The sequence below is a fragment of the Streptomyces olindensis genome, assembly GCF_040645895.1.
Classification (GTDB): domain Bacteria; phylum Actinomycetota; class Actinomycetes; order Streptomycetales; family Streptomycetaceae; genus Streptomyces; species Streptomyces olindensis.
Genome location: NZ_JBEYZD010000064.1, coordinates 23,327 through 45,941 on the forward strand (window position 1 = coordinate 23,327; position 22,615 = coordinate 45,941).

General features: G+C 73.4%; 18 protein-coding genes. 11 read left to right on the plus strand and 7 right to left on the minus strand.

Annotation, left to right across the window (positions count from 1 at the left end; translation table 11 throughout):
- Nucleotides 1–179: 179 nt before the first annotated feature.
- Together ABZ948_RS31450 and ABZ948_RS31455 are read right to left on the minus strand one after the other, a co-directional pair.
- Nucleotides 180–1,451 carry an LCP family protein gene (locus ABZ948_RS31450; protein ID WP_435857667.1) on the minus strand — a complete coding sequence of 424 codons (1,272 nt, stop codon included), beginning with the start codon at nucleotides 1,449–1,451 and terminating at the stop codon, nucleotides 180–182.
- A gap of 193 nt (nucleotides 1,452–1,644) precedes the next feature.
- The gene (locus tag ABZ948_RS31455; RefSeq protein ID WP_359765243.1) at nucleotides 1,645–2,400 is read right to left on the minus strand and encodes a TIGR03089 family protein; all 756 of its coding nucleotides are present in this window, start codon (nucleotides 2,398–2,400) and stop codon (nucleotides 1,645–1,647) included.
- Nucleotides 2,401–2,550: 150 nt separating this feature from the next.
- Between ABZ948_RS31455 and ABZ948_RS31460 the strand changes: the two genes are divergently transcribed.
- Together ABZ948_RS31460 and manB are read left to right on the plus strand one after the other, a co-directional pair.
- The gene (locus tag ABZ948_RS31460; RefSeq protein WP_359765245.1) at nucleotides 2,551–4,011 is read left to right on the plus strand and encodes a peptidoglycan recognition protein family protein; all 1,461 of its coding nucleotides are present in this window, start codon (nucleotides 2,551–2,553) and stop codon (nucleotides 4,009–4,011) included.
- A gap of 144 nt (nucleotides 4,012–4,155) precedes the next feature.
- The gene (gene manB, locus ABZ948_RS31465; protein ID WP_359765247.1) at nucleotides 4,156–5,238 is read left to right on the plus strand and encodes a mannose-1-phosphate guanylyltransferase; all 1,083 of its coding nucleotides are present in this window, start codon (nucleotides 4,156–4,158) and stop codon (nucleotides 5,236–5,238) included.
- A gap of 65 nt (nucleotides 5,239–5,303) precedes the next feature.
- Here manB and ABZ948_RS31470 read toward each other — a convergent pair whose 3' ends face one another.
- From ABZ948_RS31470 to ABZ948_RS31485, 4 genes are all read right to left on the minus strand, one after another.
- Nucleotides 5,304–6,305, minus strand: a complete 1,002-nt coding sequence (locus tag ABZ948_RS31470) for a DNA-3-methyladenine glycosylase family protein (RefSeq protein ID WP_359765248.1) — start codon at nucleotides 6,303–6,305, stop codon at nucleotides 5,304–5,306.
- A gap of 75 nt (nucleotides 6,306–6,380) precedes the next feature.
- Entirely contained in the window at nucleotides 6,381–7,697 is a 1,317-nt protein-coding gene (locus tag ABZ948_RS31475; RefSeq protein ID WP_359765250.1) for a coenzyme F420-0:L-glutamate ligase, read from the minus strand.
- Nucleotides 7,694–8,653, minus strand: coding sequence for a 2-phospho-L-lactate transferase (gene cofD / locus ABZ948_RS31480; protein ID WP_359765252.1), 960 nt, complete (start codon nucleotides 8,651–8,653; stop codon nucleotides 7,694–7,696). The genes ABZ948_RS31475 and cofD overlap by 4 nt, the downstream gene beginning before the upstream one ends.
- Nucleotides 8,654–8,709: 56 nt before the next feature.
- On the minus strand, nucleotides 8,710–9,216 hold the full coding sequence (locus ABZ948_RS31485) for a cysteine dioxygenase (RefSeq protein WP_031119202.1): 507 nt from the start codon (nucleotides 9,214–9,216) through the stop codon (nucleotides 8,710–8,712).
- Nucleotides 9,217–9,875: 659 nt separating this feature from the next.
- Here ABZ948_RS31485 and ABZ948_RS31490 point away from each other — a divergent pair.
- The 3 genes from ABZ948_RS31490 (at nucleotide 9,876) to ABZ948_RS31500 (ending at nucleotide 15,487) form a co-directional block, all read left to right on the plus strand.
- Nucleotides 9,876–10,139: a WhiB family transcriptional regulator gene (locus tag ABZ948_RS31490; protein WP_010034659.1), complete on the plus strand. Its 264-nt coding sequence runs from the start codon at nucleotides 9,876–9,878 to the stop codon at nucleotides 10,137–10,139.
- 177 nt (nucleotides 10,140–10,316) lie between these two features.
- Complete coding sequence (locus ABZ948_RS31495) at nucleotides 10,317–13,976, plus strand: glycosyltransferase (RefSeq protein ID WP_359765254.1); 3,660 nt, start codon at nucleotides 10,317–10,319, stop codon at nucleotides 13,974–13,976.
- On the plus strand, nucleotides 13,973–15,487 hold the full coding sequence (locus ABZ948_RS31500; protein WP_359765256.1) for a DUF5719 family protein: 1,515 nt from the start codon (nucleotides 13,973–13,975) through the stop codon (nucleotides 15,485–15,487). The genes ABZ948_RS31495 and ABZ948_RS31500 overlap by 4 nt, the downstream gene beginning before the upstream one ends.
- Nucleotides 15,488–15,497: 10 nt before the next feature.
- On the opposite strand, the gene ABZ948_RS31505 is transcribed toward ABZ948_RS31500, so the two are convergent.
- Entirely contained in the window at nucleotides 15,498–15,953 is a 456-nt protein-coding gene (locus tag ABZ948_RS31505) for a metallopeptidase family protein (protein ID WP_359765258.1), read from the minus strand.
- A gap of 294 nt (nucleotides 15,954–16,247) precedes the next feature.
- Between ABZ948_RS31505 and ABZ948_RS31510 the strand changes: the two genes are divergently transcribed.
- The 6 genes from ABZ948_RS31510 (at nucleotide 16,248) to manA (ending at nucleotide 22,555) form a co-directional block, all read left to right on the plus strand.
- Nucleotides 16,248–16,670, plus strand: coding sequence for a DUF3499 domain-containing protein (locus ABZ948_RS31510; protein ID WP_010034669.1), 423 nt, complete (start codon nucleotides 16,248–16,250; stop codon nucleotides 16,668–16,670).
- Nucleotides 16,671–16,790: 120 nt separating this feature from the next.
- A complete protein-coding gene (locus ABZ948_RS31515) occupies nucleotides 16,791–18,407 on the plus strand; it encodes an L-lactate permease (RefSeq protein ID WP_359765286.1) in 1,617 nt (538 codons plus the stop codon).
- A gap of 102 nt (nucleotides 18,408–18,509) precedes the next feature.
- Nucleotides 18,510–19,874 carry a phosphomannomutase/phosphoglucomutase gene (locus ABZ948_RS31520; protein ID WP_359765264.1) on the plus strand — a complete coding sequence of 455 codons (1,365 nt, stop codon included), beginning with the start codon at nucleotides 18,510–18,512 and terminating at the stop codon, nucleotides 19,872–19,874.
- A gap of 69 nt (nucleotides 19,875–19,943) precedes the next feature.
- Nucleotides 19,944–20,114: a Trm112 family protein gene (locus ABZ948_RS31525; protein ID WP_359765266.1), complete on the plus strand. Its 171-nt coding sequence runs from the start codon at nucleotides 19,944–19,946 to the stop codon at nucleotides 20,112–20,114.
- Nucleotides 20,115–20,221: 107 nt separating this feature from the next.
- Entirely contained in the window at nucleotides 20,222–21,349 is a 1,128-nt protein-coding gene (locus ABZ948_RS31530; RefSeq protein ID WP_359765268.1) for an SIS domain-containing protein, read from the plus strand.
- Nucleotides 21,350–21,403: 54 nt separating this feature from the next.
- Complete coding sequence (gene manA / locus ABZ948_RS31535; protein ID WP_359765271.1) at nucleotides 21,404–22,555, plus strand: mannose-6-phosphate isomerase, class I; 1,152 nt, start codon at nucleotides 21,404–21,406, stop codon at nucleotides 22,553–22,555.
- Nucleotides 22,556–22,615: the final 60 nt, after the last annotated feature.

Sequence of the window (22,615 nt, forward strand, 5' to 3'; positions counted from 1 at the left end):
ACACAGTGTGCGCGACCTCAGGACCCGTCCTCAGAGCCGGGCGCACCGGATCGCTCACACTAACCGCCCAGTTCAGTGCCGAGCGACGACGGTGACAAATTCCACGTCCCTACACCTGGGCAATTCGCCCATTTCTCAGATGAAGAGTTCGTTGCCTTGGAGTTACCTTGGCGTCCGCTTTACTCACAGGTGTCCTCGGCTGCCGTGTTCCCCCGGAAGGTCGGTGGAGGAGAAACGGTGACGACGGGCTGCGCGAACGGCCCCGGATACGAATCCCCGTACGACCCGTCACGCGAATCGGTAGGCCTCAGCGGAGCGGAACCGCGCGGTACGTTTCCCGCCACGACCACCGGTGTGTCGGTCCGGAGCCGCTCGAACAGCTTCTCGGCCTCGGGCTCCACGAGTTGGTCGCGATTGGCGTCGAATGCGTACGACTCCCGGGGCACGGTCAGGAATTGCACTTGTTCCATGGGGATGTCGCGCAGCCCGCGCACGAGTTCGTACAAACCGCGAAGGCTCGCCAGATCCGGGTCGGTTGTGAGAGAGGACGTGGCGGCGTCGAGCACGGGGTACAGCTTCGCCGGATTCAGCAGGACGTCATTGCTGCGCACCTTGTTGACGAGCGCCCCGAGGAATCGTTGCTGCCGTTCCATCCGCTCCGTGTCGCTGCCGTCACCCAGGGACTTGCGGGCGCGGACGTAGCCGAGGGCCTGCTCGCCGTCGAGGGTCACCCGCCCGGCGGGCAGTCTCAGCTTGGCGGCCCGGTCGTCGATCGGCTCCCGCAGGCACACCTCGACGCCGTCGACCGCGTCGACCATCTCCTTGAAGCCGTGGAAGTCCACGACGACGTGATGGTCGACGCGGATGTCCGTGAGCTTCTCGACGGTCCGGATGGTGCAGGCCGAGCCGCCCACCTGGAACGCCTGGTTGAACTGGGCGAATCGCGGCGCGCTGCGGGACCCGTCCGGCCGCCGGCAGCCCGGCAGGTCCACCATCAGGTCCCGGGGCAGGGAGACGGCGGTGGCGCTGTCCCGGCCCGCCGCCAGGTGCAGCAGGATCGTGGTGTCGGACCGCTCGGTGCCGGAGTCCCGGCCGTAGCGGGCGTTGTCGTCGCCCTCGCGTGAGTCCGAGCCGATCAGCAGGATGTTCCGGGCGTCCTTGACCAGCGAGGTGGGCCGCTCCTTCTCGTAGCGGGCGAGCTCGGCCGCGGCCGCCTCGTCGGGCGTGATGTTCCCGCTGAGCTTGGCGTACACGGCCCATCCGGCACCCGCGGCCGCCACGACGAGGCCGGTGACGGCGAACACGGAGATCCGCACGCCCCGCCGACGACGCCGCCGCACCAGCCCCCGCCCACTGGCCGAGGCCCCGGCCGCGGGCCCAGTCCTGCCACCCACGACAGCACCACCCCTCCTGACGTAGGAACACCCCGCGCGCCCTGCTCCTACGACCATGGCGCGGATGAGGGGCGGGGGGTGGATGGGGGTGGGCCGAACGGGGGAGGGGGGCGAGCTACGGCTGTCGGTCTCGCTTAGCTGCGGGCAATCGTGCCGCTAAGGGCGGCACGGGTGGGCGCAGCGGCACCCCGCTACGCCGGGCTGCGGTCCCACCCAGTCTGAGCAACAACGCCGCGCACCCGGCACCGCCCTACCGGGCAATAGCCGTGACCCGCTCGCTCTCCACCCGCTTGTCCAGCACCCCGTCCCCGGCCTGCTCCAGGTTCCGGCACAGCACCACGGAACCCCCGGTCGCCAACGGCCCGTACAACCCCGCGTTCAGCCCCTCCCACGTGTCGTACGGCAACCCGGACAGGATCCGCGAGCCGGGTCCGGTCAGCCCCAGCCCCGACGCCTCCGCCCGGGCCCGCTCGACCACCTCGGCCCCGCTGAACTCCCGGCCCGCCACGATCAGCGCGGGCTCCTCGGGATCCACCGGCGCGTACGGCACGAACCGGTCGCCCTGGCCCGGCACCTCCACCGCGTAGTCGACGAATCCCTCGGGAGTCTGCGGGAAGCGCCCTCCGAGCGGCCGCAGCGCCAGCGCGACCCGCGCCCCGGAGCAGGCCCGAGCCGCCTCCAGCGTGTCCGGCCCGCTCACCACGACGTCGGCGGCCCGCGCGTCCCCCGCCACGTCCGCGACGGCCCCCACCGACGCACACGCCAGCAGCCACACCGCCGTCTGCCAGTGCGCGGGCAGCAGCAGGGCCACCCGGTCCCCGGGCTCGACGGACAACTCGTCCTGGAGCAGGTTCGCGGTCTTGGCCACCCAATTGGCGAAGGTGGCCACGGACAGTTCGACGCGTTCGCCCGTGGCGTCGTCGTAGAAGGTCACCAGGGGGCGTCCCGGATCCGCGGCGAGCGCGGAACCCAGCAGGTCGGCAGGGGTGCGATCGGTGGCGTTCACCCGCGCAAGCGTACGCGGCGCACCGGCCCCCACCCAATGGCCCGGCCACCGCACGGCCGCGCCGCCACCACCGGTTCGGCCGAACCTCGACCGACAGTCCGTCAACTCCCAAATGGACAGACTTATACGACTATGTCCAAGATCAGGGGCATGCGTGGATTCCTTGCTTCCTCGATCGGTGTCACCTGTGCGGCCGCTCTGGCTCTCCCCCTCACCCCGCCCGCCCTCGCGGCGCCGGCGAGACCGGTGCCGGCCACGGAAGCCGCCACGGCAGCGAGACCCGCGCCCCACGCGGGGACACCGACCACCACCGACCGGCGCGCGACCGAACCGCACGCCCCCGGCAGCACCCAGTCCCTCCCCCTGGAACCCCTCACCCGCAACCGCGCCACCCCGACCGCCCCGGCCACCGAACGTGACCTGCCCCGCCGCGCCGTACGCCACTTCTCCCTCGTCGGCGTCGTCTGGGACGACCCCGAGGCCGAACTGCACGGCCGCGTCCAGGTCCGCACCCGCGCCGCCGGCACCGGCACCTGGTCGGGCTGGCAGGACGTCGAGACGCACCACGCCGACCACGCGGCCGACCCGGGCACCCCCGAGAGCGCCTCGGGCCGCGTGCGCGGCGCCACGGCACCACTGTGGGTGGGCGACTCCGACGGCGTGGAACTCCGCGTCCGCGCCGAACCCCGCAGCGCGGAACCCGGTTCCGCGCACCCTCACACCGACACCCCCGACCAGCCCGCCGCGCCCGCTCTCCCCACCGGCCTCCGCCTCGAACTCGTCGACCCCGGCGAGGACGGGACACCTCCGGACGCCGCCGCGGACGGCCCCCGCACCGGCGGCCTGAACGCCGAGAACTCCGCCGCCGCCGAAGCCTCCGCAGCCAACGCCGAGCTCGCCCCCCTCGGCGCCACCGAGATCGCGGCCCTGAACCGCGCCGAGACCGAGCGGGAGTTCTTCGCCCTGAACGGCGTCGAGCCGGCGGCGCAGCAGCAGGCGAGGCCGTACGTCGGCCCCCGCCCACGCATCACCACGCGCCGCGGCTGGGGTGCGAACGAGGGCCTGCGCGAGCGCGGCTTCCGGTACACCAAGAAGGTCAGGGCGGCCTTCGTGCACCACACGGCCAGCGGCAACAACTACCGCTGCTCGCAGGTCCCGTCACTCATCCGCAGTATCTACCGCTACCACGTCAAGAGCATGGGCTGGCGGGACATCGGCTACAACTTCCTCATCGACAAGTGCGGAAAGATCTACGAGGGCCGCGCCGGGGGTGTGGCGAAGCCGGTCCTCGGCGCGCACACCCTGGGTTTCAACAACAACAGCATGGGGATCGCCGTCCTCGGGTCGTACGGCGCCACCAAGCCGTCGAAGGCGGCGGTCCGGGCCGTCGCCCGGCTGACCGCCTGGAAGCTGGGGCTGTACCGGATGAATCCGAAGGGAAAGACTTACCTGAAGTCGGCTGGCAGCAATCTCCACCGAAAAGGTAAGAAGGTACGACTGAACGTGATCTCAGGGCACCGGGACGGCTTCAAGACGGAGTGCCCGGGACGCAAGCTCTACGGCAAGCTCGGCTCGGCCCGCTCCAAGGCGGCCCGCTACCAGGGCCGCTGAGTACACGTTCACTGCCGTCGGGGGGCAAGCGGGGGCATGGGGGCGGAATGCCGCACGGCCAGCGAAGGCGCCACGGAACGGTCTGCATACACTGACCGGCCGAAAGACAGTTCGGCCGGTCCCGGCAGGAAGCAGAGACGACACGTGACAGAAGCGATCCTCCTGGTCGGCGGCAAGGGCACCCGGCTGCGCCCGCTCACGGTGCACACGCCCAAGCCCATGGTCCCGGCGGCCGGGGTGCCCTTCCTCACGCACCAGCTGGCGCGGGCGAGAGCGGCGGGTGTCGAGCACATCGTCCTGGCCACGTCCTACCTGGCCGAGGTCTTCGAGCCGTACTTCGGGGACGGCTCCGCGCTGGGCCTGCACCTGGAGTACGTGACGGAGGAGGAGCCGCTCGGCACCGGCGGCGCCATCCGCAACGTCGCCTCCCGGCTGCACTCCGGTCCGGACGACCCGGTCCTGATCTTCAACGGCGACATCCTGACGGGCCTCGACATCCGGGCCCTCGTCGACACCCACGAGTCGACGGGCGCGGACATCTCCCTGCACCTCACCAAGGTGACCGACCCGCGTGCCTACGGCCTGGTCCCCACCGACGACACGGGCAGGGTGCTGGCGTTCCTGGAGAAGCCGCAGACGCCCGAGGAGATCGTCACCGACCAGATCAACGCGGGGGCGTACGTCTTCCGCCGCTCGGTGATCGACACGATCCCGGCGGGCAGGCCGGTCTCGGTGGAACGCGAGACGTTCCCCGACCTCCTCTCCGGCGGGGCGCACCTCCAGGGCATGGTCGACTCGACGTACTGGCTCGACCTGGGCACGCCGGCGGCGTTCGTCCGCGGTTCGGCGGACCTGGTGCTCGGCCGGGCCCCGTCGCCCGCCGTGCCCGGCCGCTGCGGCGACCGCCTGGTCCTGCCGACGGCGATGGTCGCGGCCGACGCGAAGCTCTCGGGCGGCACGGTGGTGGGGGAGGGCGCGTTCGTCGCCGAGGGCGCCCGGGTCTTCGGCAGCACGATCCTGCCCGGCGCGGTGATCGAACCCGGCGCGGTCATCACCGACTCCCTGATCGGCACCCGCGCCCGCGTCGGCGAACGCTCCGTCCTCACCGGCACGGTCATCGGCGACGGCGCGGTCATCGGCCCCGACAACGAACTCCGCGAGGGCGCCCGCATATGGTGCGACGCCCGCATACCAGCGGGAGCGGTCCGCTTCTCGTCGGACCAGTAGGACCGAACCCGCTTGCCCACGCGGCGTCGGCGACAACGCCGAGCACCGGGATATCGGGCAGTCCCTCAGAACTGCCCGATATCCCACCGAGGCATCTTCGGCGCCCGACGCCCCGGCACCCTCCCACTCAGCAGAATCAGCCGAGCCGCCCGATGCCGCTGCCCCGCATACGGCTCCAGCAGCTCCAGCATCACGGCGTCATCCGCGTCCCGGTCCCCGGCCAGCGCCCAGCCCACGATCCCGGGCAGATGCAGATCCCCCACCGTGACCTCGTCCGCCGCCCCGTGACTGCGCTGCACCGTCTCCGCCGACGTCCACGGCCCGACCCCCGGCACGACCTCCAGCCGCGCCCGGGCCGCCACCGGCTCCATCCGCACGGCCTCCTCCAGCCGCGCGGCGACCCGTACGGCCCGCAGGATCGTCGACGCCCGCTTGTTGTCGACCCCGGCTCGGTGCCACTCCCAGGACGGGATCAGCGCCCACGTCCGCGGTGCCGGCATCACGTACATCCGCCCGGGCGCGGGCCCCGGCGCCGGCTCCCCGTACTTGCGCACCAGCAACCGCCACGCCCGGTACGCCTCGTCGGTTGTGACCTTCTGCTCCAGGATCGACGGGATCAGCGACTCCAGCACGAGCCCGCTGCGCGTCAGCCGCAGTCCGGGCCGCCGGTGTCGTGTCATCGCCAGCAGCCGGTGCCGCGGCACGAACGCCGACGGGTCGTCCGCCGCCCCGAGCAGCTCCGGCAACCGCTCCAGCAGCCATTCCGCCCCGGGCCCCCAGGCCTCCCCGCGCACCCCACCGCCGTACGCGCACACCCGCAGCGTCCCCGGCCCGGCGGGTGTGCGGGTGGCCCGCCACACGGACCCGTCCGGCATCGCCCGGAACGTCGGATCGCCCGGCCCGCGCCGCAACGGCCCGAGCACCAGCCCGAGGTCCAGCGGCCCGTCCGGCGCCCAGTCCCGTACCCGCCCCGGGCCCGCCGCCTGCCGCGGCACACCCGCGCCCACGGCGACGTGCCCCCCGCGCACGGTCGTGCGGGTGGGCCGAGGAGCGAACCGTCCTGCCATGAGTGAACGTCCCTGGATGAGATTGCCGCGGTCGGAGGAGAGGGCCCTACGAGGGTAGGCCCCCGCCGGTGTCCGTCACCGCACCTCGATGAACGCGCCCGCGTCCCGCTCCGCCCGCGCCCGCGGTTCCTCCGCCGGATGCCCGACCGCCACCGCCCCCATCGGATCCCAGTCCGCCGGCAGCTCCAGCACCTCGCGCACCACGTCCCGGCAGAACATCGTCGAGGACACCCATGCCGACCCCAGCCGCTCCCCGGCCAGGGCGACGAGGAAGTTCTGCACACCGGCACCGGCGGCGACGACGAACATCTCCCGCTCGGCGCCGTCCCGCCGGGCATCGCCGTACGTGTGCGAGCCGTCCATGACCAGGCAGGGCACGACGAGGTACGGCGCGTTCCGCAGGACGTCCCCGCGCCGCACCCGCTTGGCGATGGACTCCTCCGTCTTGCCGTCCCGCCGCAGATCGGCGATCCACGCGTCCCGCATCGCGTCGAGCAGCCGCGTCCGCGACTCCTGCGACTCCAGCAGCACGAACCGCCACGGCGTCGTGTGGTGCGGCGCGGGCGCCGTCACGGCCGCGGCCACGGCCCGCCGTACGGCACCGGCGTCGACGGGCTCGTCCGTGAACGCCCGGACCGTGCGCCGCTGGGTCACCGCCAGCCGCACCGCCTCGGACGTGCCGAGGCGGAACATGTCGTCGCGGGCGCCGCGGACCATGGCCCGGGCCCCCTCGCCAGCGTCGTCCGCCACCACGTGCGGGAGCCCGCGCACCACGGCGACGGGCAGCCCGGCGGCCTTGCCCTTGACCAGGTCGCCCGCGGCGGCGAGTTCGTCGGCCGTGGCGACGACGGTGGCGCTGAGCGGATTGCCGTACGCGTCCACGCCGCCGCGCAGGTCGTCCAGCACGCGCACTCCGGCGGCGCCGATCGCGACGTCCGTGAGCCCCGCGCGCCAGGGGCGCCCGAACGTGTCGGTGACGACGACACCGACGTTGACGCCGAGGGCGTCCCGCAGTCCGTCGCGGATCGCGCGGGCGGAGGCGTCCGGGTCCTCTGGCAGCAACAGCACCGTCCCGGACGGGGTGTTGGAGGCGTCGACCCCGGCCGCGGCCATCACGAGGCCCTGCCGGTTCTCGACGATGCGGAGGGCGCCCCGCCGGGCGACCACCCGGACCGTCTCCGCGTCGATCGCGGCCTCCCGGTCCGCCGCCTGGACGATCCGGCCCTCCGCCTTGGACACGATCTTCGAGGTGACGAGCAGCACGTCCCCGTCGGCCAGGCCGGGCTCGGCGGCGGCTATCAGCTTGGCCAGATCATCCCCGGCCACGACCTCGGGCAGCCCGCCCAGGGCCCACACCCGGTACCCACCGGGCTCCTGCTCCGCGCCGTTCACGCCCCCCGCACCTCCTCCGCCAGCGCCAGCGCCTCCCGGGCCATCCGCGCGGTCGCGTCGGCGTCCGTCATCATCAGCGGCACGGCCCGGCAGCGGATCCCGGCGGCCTCGACCCGCTCCACGGCGCCCGCGTCCACCGTGTCCACGAGCCAGCCGTCCAGCAGCCCCGAGCCGTAGTGCTCGGCCACCGCCGTCGCGGTCGACTCGACGCCCACGGCGGCCAGCACCTTGTCGGCCATGCCCCGCACGGGCGCGTCGCCGACGATGGGGGACAGGCCGATCACCGGCACCCCGGCGTCGGCGATCGCCTCCCGGATGCCGGGCACCGCGAGGATCGTGCCGATGGAGACGACCGGGTTGGACGGCGGGAAGAGGATGACGTCCGCCTCGGCGATGGCGTCCAGCACGCCCGGGGCGGGCTTCGCCTGGTCGGCACCGACCGGCACGATCGCCTGCGCGGGCACCGAGGCGCGCAGCCGCACCCAGTACTCCTGGAAGTGGATGGCCTTGCGCTCGCCGTCGATCTCGACGGCCACGTGCGTCTCGACGCGGTCGTCGGACATCGGGATCAGCCGCACGCCGGGCTGCCACCGGTCGCACAGCGCCTGGGTCACGGCGCTCAGCGGGTACCCGGCGCCGATCATCTGCGTCCGCACGATGTGCGTGGCGAAGTCCCGGTCGCCGAGGCCGAACCACTCGGGCCCGACGCCGTAGGCCGCGAGCTCCTCCTTGAGGTGGAAGGTCTCGTCGGCGCGACCCCAGCCCTGCTCCTCGTTGATGCCGCCGCCGAGTGTGTACATCACCGTGTCGAGGTCCGGGCAGACCTTCAGCCCGAAGAGGTGGATGTCGTCCCCGGTGTTGCCGATGACCGTGATGTCCGCGTCCGGCACGGCCCGCTTCAGACCACGCAGGAACCGGGCACCACCGATGCCGCCTGCCAGAACCACAATGCGCATGGGAGCCAGTCTTGCAGGCGCCTGTGACAACCGGTCGGCGGCTTGGGGGGAACCCGTCAGGCGGTCAGCGCGCCCGGCTCGGGAAGCGCCTCGCAGTGCGGCGCGGTGTGCATCGGCATCTCCGTCAGCCCCGGGTAGTACACGTGCAGGCTGACCGCCGGCTCCAGTGCGTCGTTCACCACCTCGTGCACGTACCCCGGCGCGAACACGCGCTGCGCGCCCGGCCGCAAGGCGCGCGTGCCCCGCTCCGTGCGCTCGGTCAGCGTGCCGTCCAGCACGGTCAGCACCCCGGAGGAGCGGCCGTGGTCGTGCCTCCCGCTGCCCTGCCCGGGCACCCAGGACAGCAGCCACACCTCGTAGCCGGGGCCGGTGCGCAGCCGGTGGTACCAGCGGCTGGTCGCGTCGTACCGGACGAGGTGCTCCCACTGGGAGCGGTCGGCGGCGATGGAGCGGGCGAGCCCGGCGAACTCGGCGACGGTGGCCGGGTGCTCGCGCGGTGTCTGGAGCAGGTGCGGGACTTCGAGGATGTCGCCGGCGATCTGGAGGTCGCTGTCGCTGTTCATGGGTGTGGTGGTTCCTCAGTGAAAAGAAGGTCAGAGGGAACGGCGGCCGAGAGACGGGTGGCTCGGCCTTCAGCTGGAGCGGGTGGGGCTCAACAGCTGGAACAGCAACAGCTACAGCGAGCGCGGGCAGCACCGTGGGACCCGGCGGTGCGGGTCGAGGTGAGTGCCAAGTTCGCGAGCATGCCCACAAGGACACCGGTTCACACCTCGACTGTCAACTCGGGACCCGGTATGTGGGATGAGGTTCACCTCATCCGGTCGATCGCTCAGATGAAAGGTTTGTTCATGGCCCGGCCGGGACACATGGCGTCCATCCGGGCGGACAAACCCCGTTGCGCACTCGTGATCCGACTGTGATCAGGTTCGCTTCGAGGGGCGTGTCGGAACGGGATCGAACTCCTGGGCGTCCTTCTCCGTAGAGGTCTGCGAGGGGTCCGGCGGAAGGCGTGAGCCCCAGCGGGCTCCGCCTGTGTGTCAGGTTTTATGGTGATTTGAACACTTTCCGCATGGGCTTGGTTCCGCAGAGTGAATAAGGGGCTCAATAGCAGATCTCGGCTTGACTCGCCCGGAGCAGCACACTTGTAATTTCACTCGTGTCGTTCAGCCGGAATCGGTAACGGCTAGATCACGGGGACGCGAAAGACAGACGAGGGGCGCACATGACCGAGACGGTGCAGCAACTGCTGGTCGACGACGCGGACGAGGAACTCGGCTGGCAGGAGCGCGCACTGTGCGCCCAGACCGACCCCGAGTCCTTCTTCCCCGAGAAGGGCGGCTCGACCCGGGAGGCCAAGAAGGTCTGCCTCGCCTGTGAGGTCCGCTCCGAGTGCCTCGAGTACGCCCTCGCCAACGACGAGCGCTTCGGCATCTGGGGCGGCCTGTCCGAGCGGGAGCGCCGCCGTCTGAAGAAGGCCGCGGTCTGACCGACACCCCGGATCCGTACGTACGCACGGTTCGAACGGCCCGTCGCAGGTGGGTTATCCACAGGCGGCGGGTCGCCTTGTTGCGCAGCCGATAGTGTGGTCGCTCGTCCGAGACGCCCCGCTGCCCCACCGGTCGCGGGCGTCCCCGCAGTCCACCGAACCGGGGCCCGTACCTCGATGTCCGTGCACAGCCACCCGGCAGCCCATCACGACAGCGCTGCCACACCTGAGTTCCCGCGTCATGTGGTGACCGCGGTCCTCGTCTCCCACGACGGCGCCCGCTGGCTGCCCGACGCGCTCGCCGGGCTGCTCGGCCAGGAGCGTCCGGTCCAGTACGCGATGGGCGCCGACACGGGCAGCGCGGACGACTCCGCCCGGCTCGTCACCGACGCCCTCGGCGCCGACCGCGTGCTGCACCTGGCCCGCCGCACCGGCTTCGGCCAGGCCGTCGAGGAGTGCGACCGCACCGCCCCGGTCCTCACCCCCGAGGAACTGCCGTACCTGAAGCGGCCCAGCGGCTGGGACCCGGTCACGCGCTCCTGGCGCGACGACGCCTACGACCTGCCCGAGCTCCCGCACGGCGAGCCGGTCCAGTGGCTCTGGCTGCTGCACGACGACTGCGCCCCGGAACCGGACGCCCTGGCCCAGCTGCTGCGGGTCGTGGACAACGAGTACGAACTGGGCCGCGAGGACGTGGCCGTCGTCGGCCCCAAGCTGCGCGGCTGGTACGACCGCCGGCAGCTCCTGGAGGTCGGCGTCAGCATCGCCAACTCCGGCCGCCGCTGGACCGGCCTGGACCGCCGCGAGCAGGACCAGGGCCAGCACGACCACGTCAGGTCCGTGCTGTCGGTGTCCACCGCCGGCATGCTGATCCGCCGCGACGTCTTCGAACAGCTCGGCGGCTTCGACCGGCACCTGCCCCTCATGCGCGACGACGTCGACCTGTGCTGGCGCGCCCACGCGGCCGGCTACCGCGTCCTGGTCGCCCCCGAGGCGGTCGTCCGGCACGCCGAGGCGGCCTCCCGCGAACGCCGCACGGTCGACTGCGTGGGCCGTACGTCCGCCTCCCCGCACAAGGTCGACAAGGCCGGCGCCGTCTACGCCCTGCTCGTCAACACCCGTACCGCCGTGCTCCCCTGGGTGCTGCTGCGGATCGTGCTCGGCACGCTGCTGCGGACCCTCGCGTACCTCGTCGGCAAGGTCCCCGGCCAGGCGGTCGACGAGATCCGCGGCCTGATGGGCACGCTGCTCAGGCCCGAGCGGATCCTCGCCGGGCGCCGGCGCCGGGGCGCACCCCAGATCGACAAGGGCGAGCTGCGGCAGCTGTTCCCGCCGCCCGGCGCGACCGTCCGCGCCACCGTCGAGCAGGTCGCCGGCAACCTGGTCGGCCGCTCCGACCCGGAGGTCGCCGCCGGCGCCGGACGGCACGGCGGGGCCGTCGAGTCCGGCCCGGGCGGCGACGACGCCGACTTCCTGGAGATCGAGCAGTTCGCCCGGCTCAAGCGCATCGCGCGCAAGCCTGGCCCGGTGCTCTTCCTGGTGCTGCTGCTCGTCTCCCTGGTCGCCTGCCGCCAGCTCCTCGGCGGCGGCGCGCTTGCGGGCGGCGCCCTGCTGCCCGCCCCGGCCGACTCCGCCGACCTGTGGGCGCGCTACCTGGACGCCTGGCACGCGGTCGGCGCCGGCGGCACCTCCGCCGCTCCGCCGTACCTGGCGATCGTCGCCATGCTGGCCTCCCTGCTGTTCGGCTCGACCGGCCTCGCCGTCACGCTCCTGCTCGTCTGCTCGGTGCCGCTGGCCGGTGTCACCGCCTACTTCGCCTCCCGCCCGCTGGTCGAGTCCCGGCTGCTGCGCGCGTGGGCGGCCGTCGTCTACGCCTTCCTGCCCGCCGCCACCGGCGCCCTCGCCGGCGGCCGCCTCGGGACCGCCGTCCTGGCCGTGCTGCTGCCGCTCATCGCGCGCGCGGGCATCGCGGCCGGCGGCCTGGCCAGCCCCTCGGGCGCCCGCGGCAGTTGGCGCGCCACCTGGGCCTACGCGCTGCTGCTGACCATCACCACCGCGTTCACCCCGATCGTGTGGCCCATCGCGCTGCTCCTCGGCGCCGGGCTGCTGGTGCTGCGCCGGTCCGACATCACGGCGTACGGGCTGCGGTTCCTCGCCCAGCTCGGCACCCCCCTGCTGATCCTCGCCCCCTGGTCGCTGACGCTGCTCCCGTTCGGCTTCTTCAAGGAAGCCGGCCTGGAGTACGGCGCCTCGGCCGCCTCCGCCGTCGACCTGCTCGGCGCCAGCCCGGGCGGCCCCGGCACCGTCAGCGGCCTCATGCTCATCGGCATCGTGCTGGCCGCGCTCGCCGCCCTGCTGCGCTCGGAACGCCAGGGGGGCATCTGGACGGCCTGGGCGGTCGCCCTGGTGGGCTTCGTCTTCGCGGTCCTGTCCAACAGCTCCACCTGGGCGGGCCCCGCGACCCTCGTCTACGGCATCGCCCTCCTGGCCGCCGCCGCGCTCGGCGCCGACGGGGCACGCGCGCGCGTGGCCGAGCAGAGCTTCGGCTGGCGCCAGCCGGTCGCCGTGCTGATCGCCTTCGCCTCGGCCGCGGGCCCGCTGCTCGTGGCCGCCGGCTGGATGATCCGCGGCGCCGACGGGCCCCTGGAGCGGCGCGACCCGACCCAGGTGCCCGCGTTCGTCGCCGAGGAGAGCGGTAGCAGCGACCAGGCCCGCACCCTGGTCCTCGACAGCGACTCCCCGGCCCACGTCGGCTACGTGCTGGTCCGCGGCTCCGGCGCCCGCCTCGGTGACGGCGAGATCGCCGCGGAGGACGGCGAGAACGGCAGGCTCGACAAGGTCGTCGCCAACCTCGTCGCGGGCTCCGGCGCCGACCAGGCCGACCAGCTCGGCGGCTTCGCCGTGCGCTACGTCCTGGTCCACAAGGGCGCGCCCCGCGACGTCACCCGTGTCCTGGACGCCACACCCGGCCTGGCCCGGCTGAGCCAGCAGGACGGCAGCGCGCTGTGGCAGATCGACCGGGAGGTCGCGCGCGCCACCATCGTCCCCGCCTCCGGATCCGGCACCCCGCAGACCGTCGCCGCCGGGCCCGTCGACATCCACACCACGATCCCCGCCGGCGCCGACGGGCGCGTGCTGCGCCTCGCCGACTCCGCCGCGGACGGCTGGACCGCCACCCTCGACGGCAAGCCGCTGACCCGCACCACGGTCGACGGCTGGGCCCAGGGCTTCGAACTCCCCGCCTCCGGCGGCAGGCTGGACGTCACCTACGAGGACCCGATCGGCCACACCGCATGGCTGTGGGCGCAGGGCCTGCTCGCCCTCGTCCTCGTCGTGCTGGCGCTGCCAGGCCGCCGCCGCGACATCGACGACGACCTGCCCGAGGAGCCGGCCGTCCCGGCCCAGGCGGTCGCCGGCGAGGGCCGCCGCGCCCGCCGCCTGCGCGCCCAGGCGGAGGCCGAGGCCGAAGGAGCGGACCGGCCCGAGGAGTTCCCGCCCCCGCAGCCGGCGCAGCCGCCCGCGGCCGTGCCCCAGCAGCAGAACCACGGGCAGTACGACAACGCCGCCTACCAGGGCGGCGAGTACGCGAACTTCGGCGACCAGTACCAGGGCACCCCGTACCCGGCCGACGCCTACGGGCAGCAGTACCAGGCGGACCCGTACCAGGGCGGCCAGTACGACCCGTACGCGTACGGCGGCCAGGCCCCGGCCCCGCCGTACGACCAGCAGGGCTACGACCAGGCCTACACCCAGGGCTACGGCACGCCGTACGACCCGGCGCAGCAGCACCACCCCCACGGCACGGGCAGTGAGCGTCCCGACGGGAGCCAGCAGTGAACCGCACCACCCTGTCCCTGATCGCCGGCGCGACCGCGCTCGCCGCCGTCACCGGCTTCGCCGCGCTGTCCGCCCCGGACGCCCCGGGCACGGCCGCCACCGCCGAGGCGGCCGCCCAACTCCCCGTGGAGCGCACGAGCCTGCTGTGCCCCGCGCCCAGCCTGTCCGACATCGCGGAGACGTCCTACACGTCCTTCACGCCCGTCACGAAGGGCACCGGGAGCGGCGGCAAGGCCGAACTCCAGGCGGCCGCGGCGGAGTCGGCGGACGGCGCGCAGGCGGGCGAGGACGACGGGAAGGCGTCCAGGGGCAAGACGGAGAAGCCCGTGCTGACCCCCAAGGAGCCCGGCACGCCGGTCACCGGCGACAGCTCCGGCTCCGAGGCACCCGCCCTCGTCGGCACCGCGGACGGCAGGTTCGCGCCCGGCTGGACCGTCCAGGAGACGACGGAGGTCGCCGCCGGGACGGGCCGCGGCCTCCAGGGCGTCAACTGCACCGCTCCGGACACGGAGTTCTGGTTCCCGGGCGCCAGCACGGCCGCCGACCGCACCGACTACGTCCACCTGACGAACCCCGACGACTCGGCCGCCGTGGTCGACGTCGAGCTCTACGGCAAGGACGGCGCCCTGCAGTCCACGGTGGGGGAGGGCATCACGGTCCAGCCGCACTCCAGCGAGCCGATCCTGCTGTCGACCCTCACCGACGAGCGGCAGACCGACCTCACCGTGCACGTCAACGTGCGCAGCGGGCGCGTCGGCGCCGCCGTGCAGGCCCTGGACGACAAGACCGGCGGCGACTGGCTGGCCGCCTCCACGGACCCGTCCGGCAGTCTGGTGCTGCCCGGCATCCCGAAGGACGCCACCTCCGTGCGCCTGGTCGCCTTCACCCCCGGCGACGCCGACGCGGACCTGAAGGTGCGCCTCGCCTCCCCCTCCGGGCTGATCACCCCCGCCGGACACGAGACGGTGCACGTCAAGGGCGGCATGACGACCGCCGTCGACCTCGGCGACGTCACGCGCGGCGAGGCGGGCTCCCTGGTGCTGACGCCGACGGACCAGTCGGTGCCGGTCGTGGCGGCCCTGAAGGTCGTCCGGGGCAAGGGCGACAGGCAGGAGACGGCGTTCATCCCCGCCACCCGCCCCGTCGGCACGCGCGCGACGTCCGCGGACAACAGCGCCAAGGGCAGCACGCTCTCCCTGACCGCCCCCGGCCGCGCCGCCACGGTCAAGGTCACCGCCTCGGCGGGCAGCGAGGGCGGCACGCCGGTGTCGAAGACGTACACGATCAAGGCGGGCACGACCCAGGACATCGAGCCCCCGGTCCCGGGCGGGCTGAAGGGCACGTACGCGCTCACGGTCGAGCCGGTCTCCGGCGGCCCGGTCTACGGTGCCCGCACCCTGGCGGCGTCGGAGGGCGGCGTCCCCGCCTTCACCGTGCAGACGCTCCCGGACGACCGGGGGACGGTGGCGGTGCCGGAGGCGGACGAGGACCTGTCGGTGCTGCAGAAGTAGCCGGGCGGGCTCAGCCCTGGTCCTCGCCGTAGCGCGGGTCCACCGTCTCGGGTGTCAGCCCGAGCAGCTCGGCGACCTGCTCGACGACGACCTCGTGCACCAGCGCGGCCCGCTCGTCGCGCCCCTTGGTGCGGATCTCGACCGGCCGCCGGTAGACCACCACGCGCGCGGGGCGGCCCTCGCGCGCGCTGACCGTGCCGCCGAGCGGAACCGCCTCGTCGTGCCAGGCCTGACCCGGCCCGTCGAGCCGCGGCACTTCCAGGACCAGGAAGTCGATGTCGGCGAGCTGCGGCCACCGCCGCTCCAGGCGCTCCACGGAGTCCTGCACCAGATCCGCGAACGCGTCCGCGCGGCTCGCGGCGAGCGGCACCTGCGGGGGTGCGATCGGGCCGCGCATGCCCCGGCCGTGGCGATCACGGCGGCGGGGCCCGGGGGCGGCGGCACGAGGCGTTACGGGCTTGTCCATCACTGGTGAAGGGTAGTCCCCGCCGCGCCCGTACGCCCGGCACCGCACGGGCGCACGGACGGCTTCCGGCCGCCCCCCGCGGCATGTCGTTACATGCCCATTCAAGCCAAGGTTGGGCTCGATTCCGTATCCCTCCGAGACCGGTGACCTCACGGCAAATGAGGGTTTTGTGGCGACTATTGACTGCTTGCGCGACCGTTCGAGACCCCGGACGACGGTGTCCGGCCAGGTCAGCAGGGTGTGCCGGAGGGGGCGTGTGGGGCGTTTCACAGCACGACACGGTGGAGTGACCTGGTGGAGAGTCGTCGCGGCCCGCTCAAGAGTGCGGTACCGTCCAACGTCGTGAGCCCTGTACGTCGCTGTTCGCGCACCGCCTGCGGCCGTCCCGCCGTCGCGACGCTGACGTACGTCTACGCCGACTCGACCGCGGTCCTCGGCCCGCTCGCCACCTACGCCGAACCCCACTGCTACGACCTGTGCGCCGAGCACTCCGAGCGCCTCACCGCCCCCCGCGGCTGGGAGGTCGTCCGGCTCCTCGACGGCTCCGCCCCGGCGCGCCCGAGCGGCGACGACCTGGAAGCGCTTGCGAACGCCGTGCGCGAGGCGGCCCGTCCTCAGGAGCGGGCGGCCGGGGCCGGCGGCGGCGGTCGCGCGGCCGACCCGATGGAGGTCGCGCGGCGCGGGCACCTGCGGGTCCTGCGGTCGCCCGACAACTGACCGCACCGCCTCGGTTTCTCCACACGTCCACCCATTGACGGGGCGTTGGCGTGGACATGACCATTCCGTTTCAGGGGTACGAGAAATCGCTTTCGCATGGCGGAAACCGGGGAGGCGCCCGTGTACGTCCAGGAACTGGAACCCGTCGCCGGCTCACTCGGCCTGTCCGCCCTGGTGGCCGCCTTACCCCTGGTGATCGTCCTGGTCCTGCTCGGCGGCGTCCGCATGAAGGCGCACCTGGCGGGCCTGACCGGGCTCCTCGCGGCCGTCCTGGTCGCCCGGCTCGCCTACGGCATGCCGCTCGGCCAGACCCTCTCCAGCGCCGCCCAGGGTGCCGTCTTCGGCCTCTTCCCCATCCTGTGGATCGTCGTCAACGCCCTGTGGGTGTACCGGATGACCGTCCGCACCCGGCACTTCGACATCCTGCGCCGGTCCTTCGGGCGCCTCTCCGACGACCCGCGCATCCAGGCGCTCGTCATCGCCTTCTGCTTCGGGGCGCTGCTGGAGGCGCTCGCCGGCTTCGGCGCGCCCGTCGCGATCAGCGCGGTCATGCTCGTCGCCCTCGGCTTCGAACCGGTGCGCGCCGCCGTCGTCGCCCTCGTCGCCAACACCGCGCCCGTGGCCTTCGGCGCGATGGGCACGCCGGTCGTCACCCTCGCCCAGGTGACGGGCCTTCCGCTGGACTCCGTGGCGTCCGTGGTGGGCCGTCAGACGCCCCTGCTGGCCCTCGTGGTGCCCCTGGTGCTCGTCTGGCTGGTCGACGGCCGGCGCGGACTGCGCGACACCTGGGTGCCCGCCCTGGCGTGCGGAGTCGCCTTCGCCGTCGCCCAGTTCGCCGCCTCCAACTACGTCTCCGCCCAACTCGCCGACATCGGCGCCGCCCTGGCGGGCGCGGGCGCCCTGGTCGCCGTCCCCCACGCGCGCGTGCCCGCCCCGGAGTCCGTACGCGCCTCCGTGCTGACCGGCGGGCGCAGCGAGGAACTGGACCAGGAGGACCCGCCCCGCGAGGTGCTGCGCGCCTACGCCCCCTATGCGCTGATCGTCGTGATCTTCTCCGTCGCGCAGATCCCCGCCGTCAAGGACTGGCTGGCCAAGGCGACCCAGACCTACGACTGGCCTTTCCTGGACGTGGCCGGGCCCGACGGCGAACCCGTCGGCGGCAACCTCTTCTCCTGGCCCATCGTGTCGACCGGCGGCACGCTCGTCCTGCTCGCCGGGATCTGCACGGCCGTCGTCATCGGGGTGCACGCGCGCGTGGCGGTGAGGGAATGGCTCGCGACGGTCCACGAGCTGCGGTTCGCGATCCTGACGGTGACGTCCGTCCTGGCCCTCGCCTACGTCATGAACCTGTCCGGGCAGGCGGCCACGATCGGCCACTTCGTCGCGGCGGCCGGAGCCGGGCTCGCCTTCCTGTCGCCGGTCCTCGGCTGGTTCGGCGTCGCCGTGACCGGCTCGGACACCTCGGCCAACGCCCTCTTCGGCGCCCTCCAGGTGACCGCCGCCCGCGAGTCGGGGCTCTCGCCCGACCTCCTGGCCGCCGCCAACAGCTCCGGCGGCGTCCTCGGCAAGATGATCTCGCCGCAGAACCTCACCATCGCCTGCGCGGCCGTCGGACTGGCGGGCCGGGAAGGCGACCTGCTGCGCAAGGTACTGCCGTGGAGCCTGGGCCTGCTGCTGGTGATGTGCCTGATCGTCGTCGGCCAGAGCACCCCCGTCCTGGGCTGGATGCTGCCCTGACCTGAGGTTACGTCTCGGCGTCCGCTGGGCGTCCGCACAGCGCGCTGTCAGCGGGCGGGGGTAGTTTGTGCTGACCGACAGTACTTTCGAGGAAGGTTGGCCGTGGCTGCTGATCTGTCGCAGGTCGTGAAGGCGTACGACGTACGCGGGGTCGTCCCCGACCAGTGGGACGAGTCCCTGGCCGAGCTCTTCGGAGCGGCCTTCGTGCAGGTCACCGGCGCGAGCGCGATCGCCACCGGGCACGACATGCGGCCCTCCTCACCCGGCCTGTCGCGGGCCTTCGCGCGCGGGGCCGCCGGGCAGGGCGCCGACGTGACGGAGATCGGCCTCTGCTCGACGGACCAGCTGTACTACGCCTCGGGCGCGCTGAACCTGCCGGGCGCCATGTTCACCGCCTCCCACAACCCCGCGCAGTACAACGGCATCAAGATGTGCCGCATGGGCGCCGCCCCGGTCGGCCAGGACACCGGCCTCGCGGAGATCCGCGAACTGGTCGAGCGCTGGAGCGAGTCGGGCGCACCGGCACCGGCCGCGAAGACGGGCACGATCACCGGCCGCGACACGTTGTCGGACTACGCGGCCCACCTGCGCTCGCTGGTCGACCTGACCTCCATCCGCCCCCTGAAGGTCGTCGTCGACGCGGGCAACGGCATGGGCGGGCACACCGTGCCCGAGGTCTTCGCCGGCCTGCCCCTGACGCTGGTGCCGATGTACTTCGAGCTGGACGGCACGTTCCCGAACCACGAGGCCAACCCCCTCGACCCGGCCAACCTCGTCGACCTGCAGAAGCGGGTCCGCGAGGAAGGCGCCGACCTGGGCCTCGCCTTCGACGGCGACGCCGACCGCTGCTTCGTCGTCGACGAGCGCGGCGAGCCCGTCTCCCCGTCGGCGATCACCGCCCTGGTCGCCGCCCGCGAACTGGCCCGGCACGGCGGCAAGGGCACGATCATCCACAACCTGATCACGTCCTGGTCCGTCCCCGAGGTCGTCCAGGAGCACGGCGGCACCCCCGTCCGCACCCGCGTCGGCCACTCCTTCATCAAGGCCGAGATGGCCCGCACCGGCGCGATCTTCGGCGGTGAGCACTCCGCCCACTACTACTTCCGCGACTTCTGGAACGCCGACACGGGCATGCTGGCCGCCCTGCACGTCCTCGCGGCCCTCGGCGGCCAGGAGGGCGCCCTGTCCTCCCTCGTCGCCGCCTACGACCGCTACACCGGCTCCGGCGAGATCAACTCCACGGTCGCCGACCAGCAGGCCAGCCTCGCCGCGATCCGCTCCGCGTACGGGAGCCGCGAGGGCATCACCCTCGACGACCTCGACGGCCTCACGGTCACCTCCGCCGACTGGTGGTTCAACGTCCGCCCGTCCAACACGGAGCCCCTGCTGCGCCTGAACGCCGAGGCGAGGGACCCGGAGACCATGGCCCGCGTGCGGGACGAGGTGCTGGGGATCATCAGGGGCTGAGGCCCCGCCCCCACCGGCGGTAACCTGACCAGGCACAACCCCAAGCGCCCGCACCTCGAAGGAACCCCTATGCCCCTCGAATCCGGACTCCTCGAGATCCTCGCCTGCCCCGCCTGCCACGCCCCGCTCAAGGAGCAGGACAGCGAGCTGGTCTGCACCGACACGAGCTGTGGCCTGGCCTACCCGGTCCGCGACGGCATCCCCGTCCTCCTCGTCGACGAGGCCCGCCGCCCCGCGTGACCGCCGGCGGCCCACACCCCCTCGGTGTACATAGCCGCGGACTCGGTGGGCACCGGCGTAGGACGACATCCCCATAACGGACCCGGCGATCGGGAGGCTGCCGCCCCATGCTCGACGAATCGCTGCTCGACAACCCGGACGGTCTCGCCGAGGCCGACCACCGCGGCCTGCTCCGCGGCGCCGCGGAAGCCGGCGCCCGCGTCCGCACCGCCGCCCGCCACTCCGCCGAGGCGGGCGTCAACGACCTCAAGCCCGACGGCCGCCCCCGCGCCGTCCTCATCGCCGGCCCGGGCGCCGCCGCCACCCACACCGCCGACCTCCTCGGCACCCTCGCCGGCGCCGGCAGCCCCGTCACCCGCCTGGCGCCCACCGGCGTCGCCCCCGCCGCCGGCGCCCTGCGCTGGGAACTGCCCGGCTGGGTCGGCTCGGTCGACCTCCTCCTGATCGCCACCCCGGACGGCACCGAACCGGGCCTGTCCCTCCTCGCCGAGCAGGCCTACCGCCGGGGCTGCACGGTCGTCGCCGTGGCACCCGGCCGCTCCCCGCTCGCCGACGCCGTGGGCGGCACGCACGGCCTGTTCGTCCCCATGGCGACCGCCCCCTACGACCAGGACGAGCCCCTCGCCGCGTCCGCCCCCGGCGTCCTGTGGGCCCTGCTCACCCCGCTCCTCGCGCTCCTGGACCGCACCGGAGTGCTCGCCGCCCCGCCGGATGCCCTCGGCAAGGTCGCCGACCGCCTCGACCGCATCGCCGAACGCTGCGGCCCCGCCATCGCCACGTACAGCAACCCCGCCAAGACCCTGGCCGCCGAACTCGCCGACGCACTCCCGGTCGTCTGGACCGAGGGCACATCGGCCGGCCCCGCGGGCCGCCGCTTCGCCGCCGCCCTCGCCGAACTGTCCGGCACCCCCGCGGTCGTCGCCGAGCTCCCCGAGGCCCTCGCCGCCCACAGCGCCCTGCTCGCCGGCCCGCTGGCCGCCAGCGCCGACCCCGACGACTTCTTCCGCGACCGCGTCGAGGAACCACCCGCCCTGCACGCGCGCGTGGTGCTCCTGCGCGACCGGCCCATCGGCGGCCTCACCGCCGCCCCCGGCGCCCGCGACCTCGCCCTCAGCCACGACACGCCGATCAGCGAGCTGGAACCGGAGCCGGGCGACGAACTGGAGACCCTCGCGGAACTGATCGCCATCACAGATTTCGCTGCGGTTTACCTGGCGCTCGCCTCGAGGGCCTGATCATGCCCGGGACACCCTGAAGCGCCCGCCGCCCGAACACCCAGAGAGAACCCCATGGACCGCCTCGACAACACCATCCGCCCCTACGCCTGGGGTTCCCCGACCGCCATCCCGCACCTGCTCGGCGTCGAACCGACCGGCGAGCCGCAGGCGGAGATGTGGATGGGCGCCCACCCCGGCGCGCCCTCGCGCACCGAGCGGGGCACGCTCGTCGAGGTCATCGACGCCGACCCCGAGAAGGAACTCGGACCGGCCGCCGTCGCCAGGTTCGGCCCCCGCCTGCCCTTCCTCCTCAAGATCCTCGCCGCCGGCGCCCCGCTCTCCCTCCAGGTCCACCCCGACCTGGAACAGGCCAAGGAGGGTTACGCGGACGAGGAGCGCCGCGGCATCCCCGTCGACGCCCCGCACCGCAACTACAAGGACGCCAACCACAAGCCCGAACTCATCTGCGCCCTCACCGAGTTCGACGGCCTGTGCGGCTTCCGCCCCCCGCTCGAGGCCGCCGGCCTCCTCGACGACCTCGGCGTCGACTCCCTCAAGCCGTACGTCGACCTGCTGCACGCCCACCCCGAGGACGCCGCCCTGCGCGAGGTCCTCACGGCGATCCTCACCGCCGACCCCGAGGAGATGTCCCGCACGGTCGCCGAGGCCGCGGCCGCCTGCGACCGCCTCGGCGGCGCCTACGCCCCCTACGCCGACATCGCCCACCACTACCCGGGCGACCCCGGCGTCCTCGCCGCGATGCTGCTCAACCACGTCCGGCTCCAGCCCGGCGAGGCCCTCTACCTCGGCGCCGGCGTCCCGCACGCCTACCTCAACGGCCTCGGCGTGGAGATCATGGCCAACTCCGACAACGTCCTGCGCTGCGGCCTGACCCCCAAGCACGTCGACGTCCCCGAACTCCTGCGCATCGTCCGCTTCCAGCCCAGCGACCCCGGCGTCCTGCGCCCCGAGGCCTCCCCAGACGGCGAGGAGGTCTACGAGACCCCGATCGACGAGTTCCGCCTCTCCCGCCACGTGCTCCCCGAGGCGGGCACCGCCCACGACCTCACCCGCCCGACCCCGCAGATCCTGCTCTGCACGGCCGGCACGGTCCGCGCGGGCGAGCACGAGCTGACCCCCGGCCGATCCGTCTTCGTCCCCGCCGGCGAAAAGGCCGAAGTGTCCGGAACCGGCACGCTCTTCCGGGCCACCGTCGTCGCCTGACCGTTTCAACGCCCCCCGTGCTGGTGACCTGAAGCACCGCGACCGCAGCGGGCTGCAACA